Annotated in this window: 15 protein-coding genes; 5 read left to right on the top strand and 10 right to left on the bottom strand. The window is 65.8% G+C overall.

Going from position 1 to position 20,969, the window contains the following annotated elements; all coding sequences use genetic code 11:
* The 3 genes from KIS93_RS41995 to KIS93_RS41985 all read right to left on the bottom strand — a co-directional run.
* Positions 1–496: hypothetical protein (locus KIS93_RS41995; RefSeq protein ID WP_186404737.1), on the bottom strand; the 496-nt coding region annotated here is incomplete at its 3' end.
* On the bottom strand, positions 493–1,065 hold the full coding sequence (locus tag KIS93_RS41990) for a hypothetical protein (protein WP_186404736.1): 573 nt from the start codon (positions 1,063–1,065) through the stop codon (positions 493–495). The genes KIS93_RS41990 and KIS93_RS41995, both read right to left, overlap by 4 nt.
* Complete coding sequence (locus KIS93_RS41985) at positions 1,062–1,397, bottom strand: hypothetical protein (RefSeq protein ID WP_186404735.1); 336 nt, start codon at positions 1,395–1,397, stop codon at positions 1,062–1,064. The genes KIS93_RS41990 and KIS93_RS41985 overlap by 4 nt, the downstream gene beginning before the upstream one ends.
* Before the next feature lie 434 nt (positions 1,398–1,831).
* Here KIS93_RS41985 and KIS93_RS41980 point away from each other — a divergent pair, with 434 nt between their 5' ends.
* Positions 1,832–2,839 carry a hypothetical protein gene (locus KIS93_RS41980; protein ID WP_222107833.1) on the top strand — a complete coding sequence of 336 codons (1,008 nt, stop codon included), beginning with the start codon at positions 1,832–1,834 and terminating at the stop codon, positions 2,837–2,839.
* Between the two features lie 27 nt (positions 2,840–2,866).
* Here KIS93_RS41980 and KIS93_RS41975 read toward each other — a convergent pair whose 3' ends face one another.
* Positions 2,867–3,292, bottom strand: coding sequence for a hypothetical protein (locus KIS93_RS41975; RefSeq protein ID WP_080039136.1), 426 nt, complete (start codon positions 3,290–3,292; stop codon positions 2,867–2,869).
* A 354-nt stretch (positions 3,293–3,646) separates the two neighbouring features.
* Here KIS93_RS41975 and KIS93_RS41970 point away from each other — a divergent pair, with 354 nt between their 5' ends.
* The gene (locus tag KIS93_RS41970; RefSeq protein WP_080039135.1) at positions 3,647–4,954 is read left to right on the top strand and encodes an AlbA family DNA-binding domain-containing protein; all 1,308 of its coding nucleotides are present in this window, start codon (positions 3,647–3,649) and stop codon (positions 4,952–4,954) included.
* On the opposite strand, the gene KIS93_RS41965 is transcribed toward KIS93_RS41970, so the two are convergent.
* From KIS93_RS41965 to KIS93_RS41945, 5 genes are all read right to left on the bottom strand, one after another.
* On the bottom strand, positions 4,951–5,199 hold the full coding sequence (locus KIS93_RS41965) for a hypothetical protein (RefSeq protein WP_155127435.1): 249 nt from the start codon (positions 5,197–5,199) through the stop codon (positions 4,951–4,953). The two genes, KIS93_RS41970 and KIS93_RS41965, sit on opposite strands and share 4 nt — an antisense overlap.
* A gap of 284 nt (positions 5,200–5,483) precedes the next feature.
* Complete coding sequence (locus tag KIS93_RS41960) at positions 5,484–5,918, bottom strand: hypothetical protein (protein ID WP_080039134.1); 435 nt, start codon at positions 5,916–5,918, stop codon at positions 5,484–5,486.
* 1,588 nt (positions 5,919–7,506) lie between these two features.
* The gene (locus tag KIS93_RS41955; protein ID WP_222107832.1) at positions 7,507–7,668 is read right to left on the bottom strand and encodes a hypothetical protein; all 162 of its coding nucleotides are present in this window, start codon (positions 7,666–7,668) and stop codon (positions 7,507–7,509) included.
* Between the two features lie 48 nt (positions 7,669–7,716).
* Positions 7,717–9,924, bottom strand: a complete 2,208-nt coding sequence (locus KIS93_RS41950) for a WD40 repeat domain-containing protein (protein WP_080039133.1) — start codon at positions 9,922–9,924, stop codon at positions 7,717–7,719.
* 286 nt (positions 9,925–10,210) lie between these two features.
* Complete coding sequence (locus tag KIS93_RS41945) at positions 10,211–13,576, bottom strand: RHS repeat domain-containing protein (protein WP_080039132.1); 3,366 nt, start codon at positions 13,574–13,576, stop codon at positions 10,211–10,213.
* Positions 13,577–13,882: 306 nt separating this feature from the next.
* Between KIS93_RS41945 and KIS93_RS41940 the strand changes: the two genes are divergently transcribed.
* Positions 13,883–14,665 carry a transposase family protein gene (locus tag KIS93_RS41940; RefSeq protein WP_080039131.1) on the top strand — a complete coding sequence of 261 codons (783 nt, stop codon included), beginning with the start codon at positions 13,883–13,885 and terminating at the stop codon, positions 14,663–14,665.
* Here the strand turns inward: KIS93_RS41940 and KIS93_RS41935 are convergent.
* On the bottom strand, positions 14,657–17,398 hold the full coding sequence (locus KIS93_RS41935; protein WP_186404734.1) for an FG-GAP-like repeat-containing protein: 2,742 nt from the start codon (positions 17,396–17,398) through the stop codon (positions 14,657–14,659). The genes KIS93_RS41940 and KIS93_RS41935 overlap by 9 nt on opposite strands.
* Positions 17,399–18,016: 618 nt before the next feature.
* Here KIS93_RS41935 and KIS93_RS41930 point away from each other — a divergent pair.
* Positions 18,017–19,879 carry a PD40 domain-containing protein gene (locus tag KIS93_RS41930; protein WP_080039129.1) on the top strand — a complete coding sequence of 621 codons (1,863 nt, stop codon included), beginning with the start codon at positions 18,017–18,019 and terminating at the stop codon, positions 19,877–19,879.
* A 156-nt stretch (positions 19,880–20,035) separates the two neighbouring features.
* Positions 20,036–20,944: a hypothetical protein gene (locus KIS93_RS41925; RefSeq protein ID WP_080039128.1), complete on the top strand. Its 909-nt coding sequence runs from the start codon at positions 20,036–20,038 to the stop codon at positions 20,942–20,944.
* Positions 20,945–20,969: the final 25 nt, after the last annotated feature.

The following is a 20,969-nucleotide window of genomic DNA, read 5'->3' as shown; positions in this document are numbered from 1 at the left end:
CCGGGTGGAACTGCTGGTCAGCGTCGTGCGCGTGGTGCCCGGTTTCGGCCTCCAGGCGCTGCAGCGCGTCCAGCAGCTCCATCAGATAGCGCGTCAGGTCCTGATCGCTGCGGCCGTGGTAGGCCTCGTCCCGGCGGATCTCAGGGTCGGCCGGGTGCGCGACGGGCCCGACGACGCTGGGGGTGGCCAGGCGCCGCTCGCTCAGCGCCAGCGCCGGCGTGGTGAGCAGATGGTGCCGGCCCTGCTCGTCCGGCGCGCTGACCTGATCGCCCGGCCCGGCCATCTGGCCGGTCTGGTTGGCGAGGATGAGCTGGCGCTGGGCGACGATGGCCCAGGCGGTGTGGTCGGCCGGGTTGGAGCCGGGCTCGATCTGCGCATCGTCGATGATCACCGGGGTGTCGGGGTCGACGGCGGCAGCCGCGGCGGCCAGCTCGGCAGCGGTGGCGATGATGCGTGGCCGGCCGGCCGGATGGTCGGCGGCGTGGTCATCGGTCATGAGCGGCTCGTTTCGGTTCCGATCCACACGTTGCAGTGGGCGCACCAGTCGCGAGCGGTGGCCAGGTCGGGGAAGACCCGGTACGGCCCCCAGATCTCCTTCGGCCAGCGCCGCTCGTGCTCGATGGCGTGCTGGTCCGGGGTCTGGGTCTCGGCAATCGACTTGGTGTGGGCGTCCTGGGCGCGATGGGTGGCGGCACGCTCGCGAGCCTCAGCCGCGCGCTTCTTAGCGTCGCGGGCCGACCGGCCGCTGCCGCCGGCGGCGACTCGGTCCAGCAGCACAGCCTCGCGCTCGTAGATCTCGGCAAGCAGGTGCGGCGGCGGCGCGGCGAACTCGTCCAGCACGGCGGCGGTGCGGTTGTGCAGGGTCAGCAGCTCGGTCAGCGCGTCCATCCGGACCAGGCCGCCGGACACGGGCCGCTCCTCGATGTCACGGCCGTCCGCCTGGGCGTGCGCGATGGCCCACTTGTCCAGGTAGGCGGCCGTCTCGTCCGGCGTCGCGGTGCCCGCCGGCATCCGGTTGTAGGTGCGCGTCTGCAAGCCGCCGATCCCGTAGATCTCATCGGTCACGATCGGGCGCTTGACCGCCGCCTCCCACTCCTCGGCGACCTGGCGGAACTTGGCGTGGCGGACTGCCGGGTGATCTCCAGGGTGTCCCCAATGTCCTCCCACGAGGCGCCGCTCACCTTCTCCACGATCACCGCCCGGTCCAGGAACTCCTGGGCCCGCCGGACAAACCGGGCCGCGTCCTCGACAGGACGCCTGTGCCAGCCCCGCCAGACCACCACGAACTCCATCAGGAAATCGGCCAGCTCTTGTGCGGTGGCAGCCAGGGCCAACTGGGCGAGCGCTAGTTCGGTGTACGGGGCGTCCTCGTACGTCGGCTCGGTCTTGTCCTCCATGGACACCTCCCTTCTCGTTTGTCAGCGTACGACTGACAAACGAGAATGTCAGGAAAAGGCTGACAGCAAGTAGGACCGCCATTGACGGCCTTCCTGTCAATCGATGCCCTCCTCTTGTTTCACAGCACGTCGTCTCGATGCCGTGGAGAAGGCTCTTCCGAGAAGGCCAGCGCACTTGCGATGCGACCCCTGGCTCCACGGGTGCTTGCAGACACAGCTGATCACTTTCAGTTGAATTTTTGTCACTCTCGGCGTCTACTCTCCGCAGTATGAGCCTGACGCGAGGATTGGCTTCCCCCCGGACACCGCTACGCCGGTTCCTGGATCGAGAGTTGTCGGCGGGCGTTCGCCGGCTTCGTGCGAGTTATCTGGCGCAGCTGCCGACTACGCCTTTGATCTGGCCCGGGCCCGGCGTCGGTTATGAGGCAGGCACCGTGGGGACCGCGATCGACCAGCGTCTGCGCTTCGCGTTCACTCAAGTCGCGGGCGTCGATGCCGCCACCGTCATGGGTGTGGACCATCTACGTGCCACCGCACTGGCCCTCGGCGAGCATGCGGCATGGGAGGTGATGGAGACCGTTGGCCGTCAACTGCTGGAGCGGTTGCGTGCGACGATCTCCGAGCTGCAGCTCGACGACCGCGGGCGTCCGCTGGCGCGGACGGAAGAGGAAGAAGAACACCTGGCTCGTCTGCTGCTCGGCGCTGCCTGGTACGCCCTCAACTTCCGTAACCCCGTGGCCTTTCCGCTGACCCCCTTGTGCAAGGCGGCCTTCGCCGACACCGGCGCCTTCACCTTGACCACGCTTCTGGCTCTCCCTCACCACGACCTCGTGCGCGACACCGTCGCGCAGGTCCGGACCGCCGGCAGCGGGCCGCTGGGCCAGCTTCGCCGCGCGACCGTACCGGAGATGTGCCTGCCCGGGCCCACCTTCGACGGCAGCGCCTACGTCGCCGCCGACGCCGACCTCATCGTGGATGGCCTACTGATCGACTTCAAGAGCACCCGTCGCACCGAGCGCTTCCCCCTCCCGATGATCCTGCAGCTCCTCGGCTACACCTTGATGGACTTCGCCGACCGGTATTGCATTGACCGGGTCGGTGTATGCCTGACGCGGGCGGGAGCCCTCATCACCTGGCCAATCGAGGACTACCTCGCCCTGCTCGGCGCCCGCCGGCGTAACCTCACCGAGCTGCGGGCCGCTTTTCAACAGCTGCTGGCCTACACCGGTTGCCGGGCCGATGACGATCCGCTGCCTGAGGAGCTGCCCGGCGTTGAGCAGTTGCTGGCCGATCTCGCTCCCCTCATCGGCCTTGGGTGTTGCCGGGTGTGTGCCCAGCCGATGGCCCAGCCCATGCTCGGGCCGGGTCGAGCCCGCCTGTACTGCTCGTCCTTCTGCCGGGGACGTGCCCCCAGCTTGCGTTACCGCGGCTGGCTCCCGTGACCAGAACCATGTGAAATTGGCGCCCCGTCACGTGCCGAGCGGCTCGGGGCCATCGTCGGCCCAGTGGAAGTCAGCGAGAGGCCAGCCCTTGATCTCGAAAGACGACCAGTCGGGCAGGCTGCCGTGCAGGAGCGCAAGTTCGTGCAGGTAACTGTGGGCGATGTTGATCTCGGTTTCCCACAGCACCCGCACTTCTGTGCCGTCGGCGTAGGCAAGCGTGACGCAGACGTGCGCGCCAGGGTCGCGGGTGGGTAGTCCGAACGTGGCCGTGACGAACGGCGTGTCGTGTCCGGCCAGGGCTCCCCAGTCGGCAGGGCGGCCAAAGCGCGCCTGCAGGTGGTCGATGTAGCGCCGGGCCTGCTCCAGCTCGATGTCCCAACCCGTGTTGGTGCCGGTCGTATCCCCAGCAAAGATCTTGACGCTGATGCCGCCGCCGGTTCCGAAGTCTTCCATGAGGCATCTCCTTCGTTCTTCGGGTGAGGCGGACAGGTAGCACAGACCACCGTTAAGGTCTCTTCGCCCTGGTCAGCGCCACACTGTCCTACCTGCGGCGGACGATGACAGATCGGCTCAACTAGCGTCTGCCTCCGTTTCCCCGTGATCGCTTGCCGCGCCTTGCCACGGCGTCGGCTGGAGCTCCTCGGAACATTTGAGGCCGGTCAGTCCGACGGTCACAGTGATGACGGCAGAGGCGGGACGATGGCGTGGTGATTCCGGTGGAATGACGACTGGGCCTCGGCACGTCAGGGCAGGGCTCGCCCGATCTTCGGCGGAGCTGCGCCCGACACGGGGTTAGGGTCAGCGCTTATGACAGTGAGCAGCCGAGCCGCCGTAATCGAGGCATTAGCATCCGGTCGACCAGAGGAACTGCTCGGCACGGCCGAGAACGTGTGGCTGGACTTCAAAAGCGCCCCGTATGCCCTCCAGATCGACAAGGCCAAGTTTGAGCTCTGCAAGGACGTGGCTGCCTTCGCCAACGCCCAAGGCGGACTGCTGGTGCTGGGAGTGGCGGCAGCCAAACGCAGCGACAAGGCGATGGAGGTCGCCACCGACCTGCAGCCCTTTCCCCAGGACCGAGCCGACGTCGACCGGTACATCGACACGCTGAACGACTACCTGCGACCCCGCGTTGCGATCAATCATCGCTGGTACGAAGATCGCGGCCGAAGCACCGGACAGGCCGGGAGCTACTACCTGGTGATCGAGGTCGAGCCGGTGCCAGAACCGGACCGCTATGTCATCGTCCGGCGAACGCTCAACGACAAGGGCATGTTCGCTGACGGGCTCGCCGTCCCGGTACGACACGGGGACCGGACCGTCTACTTACCGTCGGAGGATGTCTACCGGCTCATCAACGAAGGCCTGCGTAGCCGTGACGCCCTGAGCACGGTATCGGCCTCACCAGTGCAAGAGCTGCAAGGAGCAGCCGATCTCAGTCTCGATACCCTGCAACGCCTTCAAGATTGGGATGACGAGCCGGTGCTGATGTGGCAGAGCATCCCGCCCCATCCGGTCCAGATACTGCCGGGGCTGCACAGCGACAACGGAGTTCGAGGGGCGTTGCGCAACCAGGATGTGCTCCGCCCTGTGGGCTTCAACTTCTTCGACAACACCAACCGGCTGCGCACCTATGAAGGGGGCGTCGTCGTCGGCCAGGACCACCGATGGGCTGTGTGGGTCCGCCCGGACGGTCTGATGACGGCGGCCGCGATCGCCACCCCAGCCATGCTGTGCTGGGCCATGGAGGCACGCCAACGTCCACAGCGGCTCAACAGCCTGGTCTTGGCGGAGATGACGCTCGAGTATTTCCGTCTCGCCGATGCGGCAGTACTGCCGCTCATACCCGGAACGTGGCGGCACCGCATCGTCGCTCGACGGTTCGTCGGAGAGCATCCGCGGGTCCTTGGACCAGGAGGGAGCGGGGAGTCGATCTTCCTCAGTGATGGATCAGCCGCCAGCATGGACACCTGGGATCGTACGTGGCCTGCGATTGGCGATCCGGAGCGAGATGCGTACGAGGCGCTGCAGCGGATCTACGCTCTGTTCGGCGTTGACGTCGACAGCAATCCCGACGTCGAAGGCAACCGGGTGCCGGTCCACCGTTTCCGCAGCTAGAACTCGATGATGTCGACCGCCTGGCTGAGCAGGGCGTCGGCTTCCTCCAGCAGGTGACGGATGTCAGCGGCTTCGGGCTTCTTGGCCGCCTCACGCAGGAGATCGGATGCGTCGAAGATCTGATGCATCAGTGTCCAGCGGTCGCTGCCGAGGCCGACAGCCTTGGACGTGCGAATTGCTGCTTCGCACTGATCCAGTTCGGCACGCTCAGCCGGGCTGAGAGGAACGTGATCGTGAGCGTTCATGTGCGGCATCGTAGGCGGTCGGCCGGAGGCGGACGGGGAGGCGGCGGGCGTGCTTGGTGGCGCGTCGCAGCCCTCCTCCGGCCGCGGCGGCCGGGCGTTGGTCAGTAGTCGAGGGCGCGATCGACCAACGCGGCGACTTCCTCGTCCGAGGCCAGGAAGTACTCCGGGTGGTCTCCGGGAGTCGTTGACAGTCTTGGGCCGAGACTGTGGAGGCTAGGTCTTGATCTGGGGGTTGCCTGCGGGGGGAGGAAACGGCGCCAAGCGCTGTCGACGTCACCTGGCCGTCAAGGGCCTGGGCGAAGCAGGTTGGGGTTGTCCCGCCCTCCGGGGACGCGCACGATGATGACGCGGCAGGGAGTGGTCTCACCGGGACGTTGGACGGTTTCGATCCAGATGCTGTCGAAGAGGTTGATGGCGCCTTCGGCGGCGACGGTCTTGTCCAGGGCGAGGAGGATGGCGAACGCGGCGCTGGTGTTCTGGTATTCGGCTGCTTGCGCCACGTAGGTGCGAAGCCCGGGTTCGCTCGCGTCGTCTTCCTCGATCTTGCATTCGACGTTGAACTGCGCGGTGTTGAAGGTGAACAAGATGTCTGCGCGGCCACCGCCTTTGTCGATGACTTCGGAGTGCACCTGCCTGAACAGCGCGGAGAAGGTGAGTACCTCCCGGTAGTGCTGGTGGAAGAGCGCTTCGTCGACCTTCTGCTTCTTGCCAGGGGGCAACCAAGACGATCTCGGCCTGGGACCCCGATGGGACCCTGACTGCTTGCTGACCTTGCCAACAGGTGCAGGCAAGACGGGCCTATTCGGTCTTGGCTTGAAGATCGTGCTCGCAGCTCAACGGGAAGCCGATCGTATCCGCCACTCGGCACGTACGAAGGCGTTGGCAGAGGCCGCCTGCATTAAGGCCACGGCCGAACGACGGGCTGCAGAACGTATGGACGTCGCGCTCACGCAGGCTGCCCACATCGTCGCAGAGAAGCGTCGCGCCGCAGAGACTCAGGCCGCTCACATCCGAGCACAAGCCGAACACGACGCCAACATGCGTATCAAGGCTGCGCGCACACAGGCCGCTGAGATCGTGGAGGAGGCTCGGCGCACGAAGTCTGAGGCGCTGACAGACGCTGCTCGCCTCCGGACCCAGGCTGCGTGGGAAGCGCAGTGCGAGTATGTCCCATTCCGAGCCACCAACTGCATCGATGATGCGGTCGCCCCCCTGGCCAGCATGAATCTCCGGGACCTTTGGGATGCGGCCAAGCACAACTGGGCAGGCGGCGCCCTCGTATGCCTAGACGACCTACCAGGCGCGGCCCTGGGCCAGACCAAAAACGACATCACACTCCGGCCGGCCAATCCTTCTTCAACGGTCATGGCTCCCAGCTTGGAACTCCACGATGGTTCCCATCGATTCGGCGTTGCACTCCGGCTGTTCAGGCTATGCAGGCGTGAAACGAGGGATTCGAGCTCTTGCTCGCTTCCTCTCACGATGGAACTCCTCAACGTCATCTGGTCGGAGTGCGGGGAGTCATCAGTGCGAGTCACCGATGGACGCCAACCGACGGGCGGGAATCGGACGGTCCACTGCTCTGTGCCTGGCACATTGGGCTCCTTGAAGAGGGCCGTGTCGGTCCGCACCCACACCACTGATGTCGATCTGATCCCAGCCGTTGCATGTCTTACTGCAGGACTCGATGCCCCGAAGCACGGATCAGAGGACACCACACCCACCGAGGCTGCTTACCTCTTCGTTGTGGCGAACCTGCTTCACCATGCCGCTGATCTTTCCAGCCCCATTCCGAGGGCCATTCGCTCCTCCGCCCGCCGTGTGACCGACTTCGCTAAGCGAAAGTCCCCCGAGTCGCCCTCAGCGAACCAAGCGAAGACGTTCCGGTATCTGTTCGGTCCTCGACACGAATCAGAAGTGGATCGACGCCCCGACACAGGTCAACGCCCCTGCCTGCACGGTCAGTAGTCGAGGGCACGATCGACCATCGCTGCGATCTCCTCCTGGGAGGCCATTACTGGTAACCCCGGGTAATGGAAGTTGCGCAATGGTTGGATCTGCGTCCGTGGTCCATTCGAGCCTCGAGATCCTGAAGGTACGGCGAGGAGTGAAGGTGAGGACGGTCTCACATCACGGTGAAGACGGCTCGAGGCGCTCGATCAATGGGTGTGGTCGGCACGGCGCCACCACGCGGCTGTGGCCCCCAGGTCGGCGGCAGGAGAAGAAATGGCCCTGGCGCGTTTATCGCAGTGAGCACACCGGAGACGCGGCGGTCGATCGAAAGTCCCGAATGTCTTCAGCAGCGGCTCAGCCGTCGACGACGATGCCAATCTGGAGCTTGCTTCGCGCGTCGCCGACCACACCGAAGACGGACTGGCCGTTGATCAGTTTCTGGAAGGTGGTCACGAGGATCGCCTGGCCGCTGTGGAAGGCCAGGTCATCGACCTGGTCGATGACCGCCAGTCCCATCTTGTCGGCTTCGCCGCGTGCTTGGGCGGCGCGATGGCGCGGGCGTCGTCAGGGGTGGCAGGCTTCCTGCACCGATGTCTCGCCCAGGTGTTGTTTCCATTCCGGCGTTCGGCGCATGCGTTCCGCGAGCGTGACGCAGGCTGGCATGCTGTGCCGGGTCGCCATCTGCCACAGGTGGAGGTTACCGTCGCTGTCGGTCGCCAGGAGCGTACTTGCGTTGTCGTCCAGGGCGATGCCCTGTTCCGATGTCAGGTATCCCGACAGCACGGGGCCGATCTGGCCTTGGGCGGCAACCGTCCACATTCGTATGTGTCCATCCGAGTCGGCGCTGACGATCGTCGTCTCGTCCGTGCTGACTGTCACATTGGCGATTGCACTTCGATGGCCTGCCAGGAGGTGGCCGAGCTGCTGGTCGGAGCCTTGGATGTCCCACGTCCACACCTCTCCGCCGGAGCCGCCACCCGCCAGCAGTTCGCCGTTGGCGCTCAAGGCCACCTGGTCGATCTCGCCCTTGAGGCCGGTGAAGGATCTAGCCGTTTCGCCGTCGAGCGGATCCCACACCAGCACGCCGGCCGAGTATGTGGCGGCCGCGAGCACTCTGCCGTTCGCGCCGAGGGTCACGTCCTTGATCTTCTCGTGCAGGCGGTGGAGGATTCTGGCAGCTTGATCGGGCCTGGAGGTGTCCCAGGCCCAGATGGTGCCCTGACCGTCGAAACCGACCAGCGTGCGCCCGTTGGCGCTCACCGCCAGCCCGATGATCTGTGCGTGGGTGCCGCGCAGGGCGCGGCCCGGGAACAGGGGTGAGGCGGCGTCCCAGATCCAGACGGTTCCCCGGGCGTCGGTGCCGGCGAGCAGGTGACCGTTCGCGCTCAAGGCGATCTCGGTGATGGCCAGTCGCTGGCCGATGAAGGGGCGGCTGGGCTCGGCAGGTCGTGTGAGGTCCCACCGCCACACCGTCCCGTCCTTGCCTCGGCCTGCTGCGATGCGCCCGTCCGAGGTCAGTGCCACTCCGTGGACGGGGCCGTGGTAGCCGTCGAGCAATCTGGCGCGCTCGTCCGTGGAGGTGCGCCATAGCCAGGTGGCGTAGTCGCCGCTGCCGACGACGACGGTCGCGTTGGCGCTCACCTCGATGCGCGAGAGCCTGCCCTGGTGGCCGGTCAGTTCCCGTGGCCTGTCCGGTGCTGCGGTGTCCCAGTGCCATAGCTGCTGGTCATACTTCGTCTGGCCGGACTCCTCGGCTGCGGTTAGCACGTCGATGCCGCGGCCTGCGCCGCTCAGCAAGATCTGCTCGATAGTGCCGCCCACGTAGCCGCTCAGGCGCTGCGGTCGGCTGGGAGCGGCGGTGTCCCACAGCCAGACTTGGGAACCGGATCCGCGGTCGTTGGTCGTTGCGGCCGCGGTGCTGCCGTCGTCGCTGAGGGCGATCTGATCGATGATGCCCTGCTGCCCGGTCAGCCTCAGAGGGGTATCCGCCTTTGTGATGCCCTGCAGCAAGAGGCCGGTGCCGTCAGGTGTCCTGGTGAGGATCTTGCTGTCCGTGCTTATCGAGATCGCCGATCGCAAGTCCACATCACCGGCCATGCGCCGAGGTTTGCCGGGCTCGTCGACGGTCCAAACGACGACCGCATCGCCGCGGCTGCCAGGTTGGTTATCGGCTCGTACGGCCACGGTAGCGCCGTTGGCGCTGATGAACAGGTCGTCACGGAGGCTGGAGATGCGGTGACCTCCGGAGAGCCGCAACTTCGTGCCAGGATCGCCGGTCCGCCATACCCATACCTCGTTGTTCTTTGAAGAATGCCGGATGATTCCGGTCACGGCCTTTCCATCGGCGCTCACCTTGATCTGATCAACGGTACCTGGTTGCTCGGTCAGCCGACGTGGGACCGCCGGAGCCGTGGCCGTCCAGGCCCAGAGGCTGAAGCGGTCCCGGTCCTCGCCCGGAGCCGGCCCCGGGATCTGGATGTTCACGGCCGCGATGACAGTTGTCCCATCGGCGCTCATGGCCACCTCCGATATTCCACCTTCATGGCCGGTCAGTGCCCGGGGTCGGCCAGATGCCGCGGTGGGCCACAACCATCCGACGCCGCCGCCGGAGGTGGCCAAGATGGTGCCGTCGCCGCTCAGAGCCAGCGAGTACACAGGATACTGAGCGGACAGTGAACGCCCGGTGCGGTCGGGGTCGGCCGTGTTCCACAGGGCGATGCGCCCGTCGTCCAGGGCCCCTGCCAGGGTTCTGCCGTCGGCGGCCATCGCCATCGTCCCCGCCTTATCCTGCCCGTCGGGCAGGCGGAAGGGGAGCAGGTCGAGTCTTGTGACATCCCATATCCACGCCTCGCCGAACGTGGTGAAGGCGAGGGTCTTGCCGTCGACGCTCAGGCCCAGCCTCTCGCTCCCAATCGGGGTGTAACTGGGGATGTCGCTCAGCAGCGGGCACCGACCAACACGGTGTGCCGGTAGCGGGCTGGCGGTCGGGCCGCGCTGGCGTCCCGGTGACCGGGCGGGTCACGATGTCGGCTCGACTCAGCCCGCGATTCAGCTGTCTTCAGCGCGGGACGATTACCGTACCTATCTTGGGGATGCCGTCACCCACCCAGCCTCGGATGATTATGTTCACCTCGTTGACGACTCTTGGTACTTCGAACTTTCCGGCAGCAGGAAGGCCGGAACCGTCGGCGAGACTGAATACAATATTGCGTATCGCTGCGGACTCTCCCCCAGCTCTCTTGACGAGATCGTCCAGCCCGCGACCTGCCTTGTCTAAGATGTGGATCATCTTCGCCTCTTTATTGGCGTACGCGAGGGCTTGCTCCATCTCAGCCTTACCGAAACCGGCTCCCGCCGACCTGCCCGCGATGGTCATTGCGGCGCCATCGATAGCTCTTCCCGGGTTGAACAACTTCCCCTTCGCCCAGGCAAATGTCTTTCCCGCGATCTTTATGCCGGCCTCTGCAATAACGACGTTTATTGCATGCTCGAAGAGCGTTTGGCGAGAGTACGTCCGATCACCAGGTTTGGGAGTGTTCGCGGTGCTTCCGCCCAAAGCTATCTCCACGCCACCCACGATGATGGGTTGGACGAAGTTATCAAGAAGCCATCTTCCGGCCCGCTCCCACAATGCCTTAGAATCATTTGATTCCATGGACGTGCTTCCCCGGAATACCGCTGCTTGCTCGACTATCGTGACCTGCGAGTTGTCGTCGTCGCCGCCGGGCGTTGCCGCGACGGCGATCTTTGTCGGGGTCCTGCTGAAGTACGCCGGCCCGCCGGCATCGTCGATGGCGTTCAGGAGAGCTGTACAATCCTGGAAGGGCGACGGGTTGAGTGCACAGCCAACTATCTCGAATCGTTCTCTTTGCTGTGTAAGAGAGTTGCCCAAGCCGTGAGGTTGAGGCAGATATCCTGTTGGGTCGGTGCGGGTGACTGGATTGTTTTCGACGTAGCTGTAGCGGTTGCGGCTTTGGCTGGACACTGATTCCTGGATGGGGTCGGGGGTGAGGAAGCGCCGGGCTGCGGGGTCGTAGATGCGGCCCTTCATGTCGATCAGGCCGTATTCGTCGTCGTGTTCGTGGCCGGTGTAACCCTGTCGCGGTCCGTCACGTCTGCCGTTGTCTAGTGGCTTGCCAGTCTGGTCGGTGCGCTGCCCGAAGGGGTCGTAGTACTGCGCCGTAGGCTGGTTGTTGCCCTGGGTGGTCAGGGTGGTGGAGCCCTGCTGGTCGGCGTGTAGGTACCACGTCCAGGTGTTCGTGACCGGTCCGCCGGAGGCCGCCTGGACGCGGTTGACCTGCGCGACGACGCGCCCGTCGGCGACGATGTTGTGCAGGTTGTGGATCTCGATGCCACTGGTGTCGGCTGGGGTGCGGCGTTCGAAGAGCCCCGCCACGGTGATGGTTGTTTGATCGGCGTCGCGTTTGAGTGCGCGCGCGCCGCTCGGATCGTAGGCGAATGCGGTCTGCCGGGGCTGGCCTTGGCGAATGCGCCAATCGATTACCGTGGGCAGTCCGGCGGTGTTGTACTGCACGGTACGGTGCGGGCCGCTGGTCTGCTGCCCGGCCCGGTTGTAGCCGTATTCGTCGTTGTCGCGTGAGGTCAGTGCGTGTGGGGGTGCGCCGTCCTCCGCGTAGCGGTAGGCCGTGTTCTCCTCGGGCTGGTTCGGCCGCTGGACGGTCTCGGTCTTGAGGTTGCCGACCGAGTCATAGGCGTAGGTGGCGTTCAGCACGGGTTGCCCGACGCCGGTGTGCTGGATGGACCAGCCGTCGAGCCGGTTGAGCGTGTCATGGTGATAGCTCTCGTCCCGCTGGTGAACCAGGTCGTTTCGCTGCCTCACGTTGCGGTTGTCGTCGTAGTCGTAGGCGATTTCACCGACCTTGCCCACCGTTCCAGGGCCGGTGGTCACGATGCGGTCGAGCAGTCCGGTGATGGGCCGGTAGGCGCGAGTGCTGACCGCGCCGTTGCCAAGGCGCTCACGTTCGAGCTGGCCGGTGCCGTTCCTGGCCTCGGCCGCCCAGTACACCGCGCCGCCCGCCTCGCAGCCGTCCTTCACCTGGGTGAGATAGCCGTGCGAGTTGTAGATGTGCCCAACGGTGAGCCGGCCGGATGCGCCGGGGATCGCCGGGTAGGTGATGCAGTTGTTCCGGCCGATATTGTCGTATCCGTATCTGAACTCGTAGGGGGTTCCCTCGATCGTCCAGGTCGTGGTCTCAGCCTGGCTCAGCTCGTTATAGGTGTGGCGGGTCGTGACGCCAGTGGCGCTGCGCGCCTGGGCCAGCTTGCCGCGTCCGTGGTCGGCCGTGTCCCAAATGTTGGTCGCCACCCCGTCGGGAGAGGTCACCGTTTCCACCCGGCCCAGCGAGTCGTAGGTGAAGGTGGTGGTGCGGTTCTCCGCATCGGTGGCGCTGGCCACCGCGCCGAAGGCGTTGTATGTGGTGATGGTGGTGCCGCTGCTGGGGTCGTCGAGGCGAGTCTGCCGGCCGCGCGGGTCGTGGTGCATGGTCTGCGCGGTCTTGTCCGGGGCGGTTATCTTGGTGGTTTCGCCGAACGGGCCATACTCGAACTGGGTCTGCAGCCAGGTGGCGGAGTTCGGGTCGTCCTCGTAGCGGGAGTCCGCCTGCCCGTCCACGGTGTCGATGGTGTAGCTGTGCACGCCCTTGGCGTCGTAGGTGTGGGTCTCCAGGTTGACGTACTCGTGCCGCACCTTCGCCCCGTCCGGCGCGGTGACGGATGTGACGCGGCCGCGATTGTCGTACAGCGTCACGGTGTACTGCGGCGTTTCGCCAGGCAACGCCGGACGGGACGTGCGCCAGATTCCTCGGCCGAGGGGATCGTGGTCGGTGTAGGTGGTGGCGGTGCGCCCGTCGAACGCCGTAACCCGCAGTTCCCGGGTTCGGCCGAGCTGGTCGACCAGTTCGGTGGTCTGCCCGCCGCCGGCGACCGTGGTGGTGGTGCGTTGTCGGGTGCCGAGGTTGGTGTGGGTGATCCGCTCGAAGCTGCCGTCGGAGCGGTTAGTTTCTCGTAACCGGCCGAACCGGTCGTAGCGGAATGTGGTCTCGAACCGGTTCGGGTCCGTGGTGCTGATGGGCACGCCAAGCCCGGAGTGCGTAACGATCACGGTGCGGTGATTGGCCGCGTTGACCGTGGTGGTCGGGTACAGCTGGTCGGCGTTGTACTCGCGGCTGTCTGTACGACTGCGTCCGGCGTTGTCGGTTTTGGTGATCGAGGTGATGACGCCGAATGGTCCGTACGCTGTGGTGGTGGTCAGCTTCAGCGCCGGGTGGTTCGGCTCCACCACCGTGACCGTCGGGTTCCCCTTGCCGTCGTAGTCGAATGTTGATTCCCGTGTCGTGCATTCGCCGGCGCTGGTGCAGCCGGTGCTGAGCGTGCGGGTGGGCAGCCCGATCAGCCAGGCGGTCATGTCGTTGCGGTAGTCGAGGTCCTGGGTGAGCGTGCGGCCGCCCGTGGTGGCCGACTTGACTACATCGGGGTTACCGAAATCGTCGTAGCTGGTCTCGGTGGTGGTGTGGCGCAGCGACTGCCATTCGCCGGCGCTAGCCGGACGTTCTTCCTCAGTCGCCGTGCTGGTGCGCTGTTCGACGGTGAGGCTTTTCCAACCTGGTCGCGCTGGTCAGCAGGGGGCAGCGGCGGGACCGGTTGGCATGAGAAGAGGCTCCCGGTAAGACAGCAGTCGACCAAGATCCGATGCCTCTACCGGAGAGCCTCGTTGCTGTCTTACCCTGCCGCGATTCCGCTGTCCAATCACACCCTGATCCGCCTGGCCGAGCTGATCCGCGCCCGGCGTGCCGAGCGGCGCTGCCGCTGGCGGCGCCTGGATGCGTCCCGGCAAGCCCTGCTGGTCCTGGCCCATCTGCGCAACGGCGACACCTACGCGCGACTGGCCGCGGGCTTCGCCATCGGCGCCAGCACCGCCTGGCGCTACGTCCGCGAAGCGACCGACCTGCTCGCCCTGCTCGCCGACGACGTCCACGCCGCCGTCTTACGCGCCGGCCGGCTGGCCTACGCCATCTTGGACGGCACCCTGATCCCGATCGACCGACTGGCCGACGAACGGCCGTACTACTCCGGCAAACACCGACGTCACGGTGTGAACGTGCAGGTCCTGGCCGACCCGGCCGGCCGACTCGTCTGGGCCTCACCCGCGCTGCCCGGTGCCACGCATGACCTGACCGCGGCGCGTACCACCGGCCTGATCGACGCCCTGCTGGCCGCAGGGGTCAAGACTCTCGCCGACAAGGGATATCAGGGCGCGGGAGGCAGCATCCGCACGCCGTTCAAAGGCCATCGGCTGCGGCCGCCGCTGTCGCACCATCAGCGCTCGGTCAACGGGGCTCACGCCCGCATCCGTGCTTGCGGGGAACGTGCCGTTGCCACCCTGAAGACCTGGAAGTTACTGACCCGGCTGCGATGCTGCCCGCACCGCGCCACCACGATCGTGCAGGCCATCCTGGTCCTGCAGCTCATCGAGGAGGGCCGTTACTCAGGATGAAAAGGGCTCGGTGTACGTGGTGTTGCCGCGCCGCCGGCTTGCGTAACCGTTGATGGTGGTGCTGCGGAACTCGCGGCCGGTCCCAGCGCTCATGTCCCGGACCGTGTAGGTCTCCTTCTTGGGCAGTTGGGCGAACGGGTAGGTCTTGATGTCCGGATCAAACGTCGTGTTGTCGAATTCGGTCACCGTGGCGGCGCCGCCAGCGCCGGTGGTTGTCCGGGTGACGGTGTGTTCGGCGAACCCGAGCCATCCCCTGCCGTGCAGGTCAGTCTGGGCTGCCTTGTAGGTGTGGCGGTAGCTGTCCCAGGTGGGTGCGGTACCGGTGCCGAAATTCGAGGTGACGCTGTGCGAGGCCACCACACTGCCGCCGCTGATGGGACAGGCCAGCGGGTAGCTGCAGGTGGCCGGGCTATCTACGGTGCGGCTGCCCGGGGTATGCACGGCGCGGTCGGCCAGGGTGGTGTAGCTGATCTCCGTGCGGCCGCGGGAGGACACCTTACCGATCGCGGTCAGCTGATCCGGCATACCACCCGACCGTTTGAAGACGCGCACCTGGCCGTCGGGGCCGGCGTTGACCAGGTCCAGCGCGCCGTCTCCGTTAAGGTCGAGTATTTGCGTGTTGTCCCAAAAGGCCCCGAGGGGTGAGCCGATGTCGAGGTCGAGTGGCGCCCGGACGAAGGCGTTATCCCTCCACAGGTAGACCTGCAGCCCTCTCCACGTATCCCCAGGCTTGGGCTTGCCCGCATGGAAGACCAGCACGTCATCGCATCCGTCACCATTGAAATCGACCACCCGCACGCCGACATCGACCAGTGACGCCGGATACTGCGGCTCTTGGTAGCCGGGCGGGCTTTGCGTGGTGAACCGGGAGCCGAACCCATTGCCGCTGTTGAGCTGCACCCGTAATTCATTGCGGCGGTTCGTGTCCGTTTGGTGAGGAAGCACCGAGTCGACCAGGCCGTCGCCGTTGACGTCGCCGAAGTGGGTCGACGTCGGCAGTCCCCGCAGGTTCAGCAGTCGGACTTGCACGTCACCAGAAGCGGTCAGGTCACCAGAGGCGCGCCTTCCCCAGCTCACCCAGCCCGGAGCACCGCTGAACTGTCGTGAGCTGATCAGTTCGGTGCGCCCGTCACCGTCGGTGTCTACTGCGTAGTTGCCTATGGCGGCGAGGTTACGCCCGATGGTGGGCTCCACCTCCGGCGTGAAGCGGGTAACCCCCAAGGCTCCGGTGTTGAGCCGGTAGGACCAGCGCGGACTGGGCCGATACGCGGTCTCGATAAAGTCTGGTAGGCCGTTGCCGTCCAGATCGGCCAAATATACGGGTTGACTGCTACTAGTGGAGGGGCGCCACTGGCCGAGATTGCCGGGGACCGCCTCAAAAGACCAGCCGGTCGCCGCCTTGTACGTCGATCGGAACAGCTGATACCGATACCCTAAACCGTCGCTCACCTCGGCGAGCACCTCGGTGCGACCATCCGCGTCGATATCGAGCATCTGCATCTGCCTTGCCAACGGCAGCCCGGACGGTTTGGGTGCGGCGAACCCGTCGCCAGTCGCAGACCGCCTGGAGATCCGCAACTCCTTGCGCCCGTTGTGGTCGAGAAGCAGGTCGTTGCGGCCGTCGCCGTTGACGTCCACCACCGACACTGAAGGCGCGTTGCCGACGGCGACATCGTCGTCGACGTCGATCGTTTCGAAGCTATAGCTGCCCAGCGAGTATTCAAACGGCAGAGGCACCTTGCATTTCTGGTCACGATCGCATTCGGTGACCGAGCTCAGCAAGCTTCGCCTGGTGATGCTATTCGACTGGTAACGCAATTTGTATTGGCGCAGCAGCTCCGCGGCGCCGTCTTGCGGGCCGCCCCACATCTCGATCCGGCTCATCCGCGCAGCGGTGCGGGTATGTGTACCGCCGACGAAACCGTCAATCTCGTCCGGCCGGTCGTGGTCGTAGAAGAACTCCACTGTCCGGTTCGGGGCGTAGTGGATACGCTTCGGCCGCAGTTCCATCCACCACAGTCCTGTCGCGTCCCCTTCGGTTCGGGTGTACTCGATGACGGCGGCGTTGCCGTTGCGGTCCTCGATCCGGTCCAGCGCCCAGGCCGTCGTCGCTCGCGGTGCACCGGGTGCGCGTGTCAGAGACGGTTCAGCCATATTGGCGCTGCCCACTAGCTGGTAAGGCTGCACTCGCGCGTTCGTCCCGCCGCCAAAGGTGAGGATCTTCCCGTCCTTGGTGAAGACCTTAAAGGAGTTCGGCACGTTGTCTTGCGTCTCATAAGCGATGATCCGGGCGAAGGATTCTCGCTCGGTGCGGTACTCGCGCTGCGGCGACCACTGCGGCGAGATCGGAACCAGGCGATCACCGCCGAAGCAGAGCGAATCTGCGCCATCGAAGTGCCCACCGTCGGTGTACCCGTCCTGCGCGATCGTTCTCCCACACCACGAGATCGCAGACAAGCCACCTATGGACCAGCCCACCCCGAGCAGTCCGTTGCCGGCGCGGCTGCTGTACGACAGCGACAGCCGCGGAGTGACCGCGCCACGACCGGCAGGCACCCACAACGGCATGCTATAGCGCGCCGCACCATCATGGCTGACCGAGAACTCCCCCCGCGTCCAACCGAAGTTCGGAGCGCTGTCCACCAGCCCACCCAGTGGCACTTCCGCCGCCACCGGCTCCTGCCGATCCGCAGACACCAACACCAGCGACGACAGCACCAGGACGGCAGTCAAGCTGAGCGCTGCAGGAAGCCGTGCATTACCTCGCAACGTCGCCCCGCCGGGTGCGCTGACTCGGGCAGCTCCGAATCGCGCATGACGCCGAAATCGTGACGGGGCCATGGCCTTCGCCCCCGCTCGGTGCCCAGAGATACTCACTAGTCGCGGCTCCGATGTGAGCCTACGTCGCACGCGAGGAAAACCAAGGGCGCTGTCCTCAGCCGGACGCCTTCACTATTGGCTCGACGTTGTACTGGTAGCCCCGGGTAATGGAAGTTGCGCAATGATGAGATCTGCGTCCGTGGTTCCCCCGAGTCTCGGGATCCTGAAGGTACGGCGTGGAGTGAAGGTAAGGACGGTCTCACATCACGGTGAAGACGACTATGAGGCGCTCGATCAGCGGGTGTGGTCGGCGCACTGCCACCATGAGGTAAGGCCGGCATGCCCCGGCCCGCGGCGTCCGCTCCTCCGACTGACCGATAGCGGACAGCCCGTTCGACTGTGTCGGGGGCCCGTGTTTCGATTGGCTGGGAGGAAGCCATGGCGATCGAGCTCTGGATTAAGGACGGGACCCCTGCGTGGGCTAGTCCGGACATCATCGTGCGTGGGTCACCGAACGAAAGCGACCCGTCCATGGAGCCGTTCTCGAACAAGGAGAACTTCGTCTTCGTCAGGGTCGAGAACCGGGGCAGCACGAATGCGGACAACGCCTGCCACCTGTATAAGGCGGGAGCCTTCGTCCCGCCGAAGCTTGTCGCACCGGCGACCGGGCTCGACGTGTCCGGTATGCCGCTCATGTCGAAGGTCAGCGGCAACTCTCCAACCGGCAGGACCAAAGTCGTGGTCACTCTCGCGCCCAGCGGGACGCAGGTGGTGGACGTGTCGCTGCAACGGGACACCGGCGCCACGATCGTCGGCTTTGGCGCCATCGCCTCCGGCCACCAAGCGGGCTGGGGCTTCAGCCCGGACGGCCGCTACTTCGTCTACGCCTCGACCGTCTCCGCGCAGGCCACGGTCTATGTGGCGGAGAAGCTGGCAGGGGAGACCAAGGCGCCGGGCACGCAGAAGTGCTCGGCGTTCTTCGGGACCGGGGGAAGCACCGCAGGCTGGGGGTTCAGTCCCGACGGCGGAACCTTTCTGGCGGCCACCAGCTTCTCGATCGTCGGCTACGACCTGCTCAGCGGGCTCAAGCTCTTCGACACCCCCACCTTCCAATGGAGCCAGTTCCGTTTCAGCCCGGCCGGCGACCTGTGCATGCTCGTCGGCAACACCGCGGGCGAGGCCGTGCGCTTCGAGCAGACTGCGGCGTTCTACACCTCACCCGGCACCCTGCAGCCGACGGCGGCGAACGTTCCGGTCCAGGTCACGGTGGGCGCCGGTAGCACGATCGGCGCGGTGGCGGTGGGATCGGGCACGAATGGCATCAAGCTCACCGGCATGCTGCCGCCGTTCATCGACAATCCGCTCTGCCGTACCGTGCCCACCTCCGCGACCGTCGAGGTGTTCACGACCACGCCCACGGGCAACGGCACCAGAGGCCAGTCCAAGAGCCTGGGCACGGCGCATGCGAACATTCCCGCCGGAACGAGCCGCCAGATCCTCCTGCCCACCTGGAAGGACGCGGTCAACGGCCACCAGTGCCTCATCGCCGAGGCGTTCACGCTCGCCCCGTCCGGCGATCCCCACCCGGGCCGCCAGCAGGACTTCCTGGTCCTGGCCCGGCGGCAGGTGGCTCAGCGCAACGTGGTCGTGACGCGGAGTTCCTCACCGTTCCTGGCACCGCTGCGAGTGCACAACCCCGGCCCCGGCAGCGTCACCTCCACCGTGAGCGTGGAGCGCGTCGAAGCTTGGGACCCCTCCTGGCAGGACCATCCGGCACTGGCCGCGGTCCCCAGGCAGCAGTTCACCTCCGAGCGCCACGGCCTGATCGAGTACCGGTGCGGTCAGCGCCTCCCGGAGCGGCCCGAGACAGTCACCGTGATGAAGCGGCGGCTCACGCCCGGCGAATCCTTGAGCCTGGCCCTGTGGTTCGACAACCCCTTCGAGGGCCAGGACGTAGAAGCCGCGCAGATCTTCACCGTGACGGAGGAACGGGACGGCGAACTGCTCGGCGGCGTCCTGGTGGTCGGGCTCGCCACCAGCAGGACTCTCGAGGTCCCCTTGCCGGTTCCCGACGGGCGCTCACCTCTGAAACTGACCGGCCTCAAGCTCGACGCGGACCGTCTCATCGCCGCCACCCTGGCGCACCACGAACGCCGCCCCCTGGAGGAGGTGTCGGTCTACTTGGAGTGCACCTCGGAACCCCTGGCCCGCGCCAGCCCGCTGACCCACCGATTCGGCACGCTCGAACCAGGTCTGCACGTCACGGCCGAATGGCCCATCGACCTGACGTCCGTGCCGACCGGGCAGATCGGCGTCTCGCTCGTCGTCGAGGACGCCCACCACGCTTACCAGCGCTTCTACCGACACATCACGTACGGTCGGGAGAATTCGTAGGAGCTGATCGCGAAGTCCCCGCGGCCGGACTGGTCCGAGCAGGCCGGCGACAAGACCGTCACACACGCACTCATGCGACCGTCGTCAAGGGATCTGGTCCCGCACCTGATTCATATTGAGAGTCCTCGGAACATGTATCGGCGGAGGAGCGATAAAATGCCGATTGCGCAGAAAAGAATCGCTGACTTAGCGTCGTTTCGCGAGGTGACGGCAGCACCGCATGACGCGGCCGCCCTCTACTTCTACAAGCAGGTCGACTCCTACGTCGAGCTGGCCTACTGGGTCTCCGACGACCTGTTCAGGCGACCGCACCTGTACACGAGATTCACCGAGGCGCAGCGTCCAGGCGAGGACCCCAAACCCGCCGTCAAAGCGGCGAAGGACAAGGCCGACACAGATTATTGGCAGGCCAGGGAATCAGACATCGTGGCGCTGCTCGCCGCACTGCGCTCTCGAACAGGAAGCGACGAGTTCGCCCTGTCACACGAGCAACGCCTGCAAGTCCTCTCACCGATCTTCGGTGAGCCCGGTGAGACAAACGACTTCGACCGGTTGCGCGACGATCTCATCGCCGCCTCGACCGCCTATGCGGAGCGAGTCTTCGACACCGGCGTGGAGATGCTCAGAGAACGGGTGCGCACAGCTCATCGGCCGCTGCAGAATTATCTGACGGGGCTGACCGGCGCGTCCTCCGCGTGGAGCGCCCACCGCGCGTTTCCCCGGCTCACCGAGAACATCACTTTCCGAATATTGCGGCACGCCAGCATCGCGTCCGTCTTCGGCGTGTTATCCGCGCCGAGCCAGGACTGGCCTTATGCCGCCGACGCCAACGGTGACAAACTGATCGAGCAGATCAGTCTGCATCGCGACAAGGAGACCGGCGCGTTGGGCCGGCAGGCGGCCAGCAATCTCCAGCGGCTGGCGGCCCGTGGTGCGGAGGCACTGGCGGCCGTCATCGACTACACGGAAAACAGCGAGGATCCGGCCGACGACGTCGCGTCCCTCGACGTTCTGATCACCAGCTGTTACACGTGGGGGGCCGCGCGCAACGCTCTGAGCGGATGAACGACGTACTCCTCCCCCGGTATCT

Origin of the sequence: [Actinomadura] parvosata subsp. kistnae (genome assembly GCF_900323885.1) — a bacterium.
GTDB lineage: Bacteria > Actinomycetota > Actinomycetes > Streptosporangiales > Streptosporangiaceae > Nonomuraea > Nonomuraea composti.
This window is presented reverse-complemented; position numbering and strand designations above follow the sequence as displayed.

Excerpts from the sequence above, each read along its gene's own strand:
- KIS93_RS41985 (WP_186404735.1), bottom strand. The coding sequence starts at position 1,397 with ATGGAGGACAAGACCGAGCCGACGTACGAGGACGCCCCGTACACCGAA.
- KIS93_RS41975 (WP_080039136.1), bottom strand. The coding sequence starts at position 3,292 with ATGGAAGACTTCGGAACCGGCGGCGGCATCAGCGTCAAGATCTTTGCT.
- KIS93_RS41970 (WP_080039135.1), top strand. The coding sequence starts at position 3,647 with ATGACAGTGAGCAGCCGAGCCGCCGTAATCGAGGCATTAGCATCCGGT.
- KIS93_RS41965 (WP_155127435.1), bottom strand. The coding sequence starts at position 5,199 with ATGAACGCTCACGATCACGTTCCTCTCAGCCCGGCTGAGCGTGCCGAA.
- KIS93_RS41955 (WP_222107832.1), bottom strand. The coding sequence starts at position 7,668 with ATGGGACTGGCGGTCATCGACCAGGTCGATGACCTGGCCTTCCACAGC.
- KIS93_RS41950 (WP_080039133.1), bottom strand. The coding sequence starts at position 9,924 with ATGGCGATGGCCGCCGACGGCAGAACCCTGGCAGGGGCCCTGGACGAC.
- KIS93_RS41945 (WP_080039132.1), bottom strand. The coding sequence starts at position 13,576 with ATGACCGCCTGGCTGATCGGGCTGCCCACCCGCACGCTCAGCACCGGC.
- KIS93_RS41930 (WP_080039129.1), top strand. The coding sequence starts at position 18,017 with ATGGAGCCGTTCTCGAACAAGGAGAACTTCGTCTTCGTCAGGGTCGAG.
- KIS93_RS41925 (WP_080039128.1), top strand. The coding sequence starts at position 20,036 with ATGCCGATTGCGCAGAAAAGAATCGCTGACTTAGCGTCGTTTCGCGAG.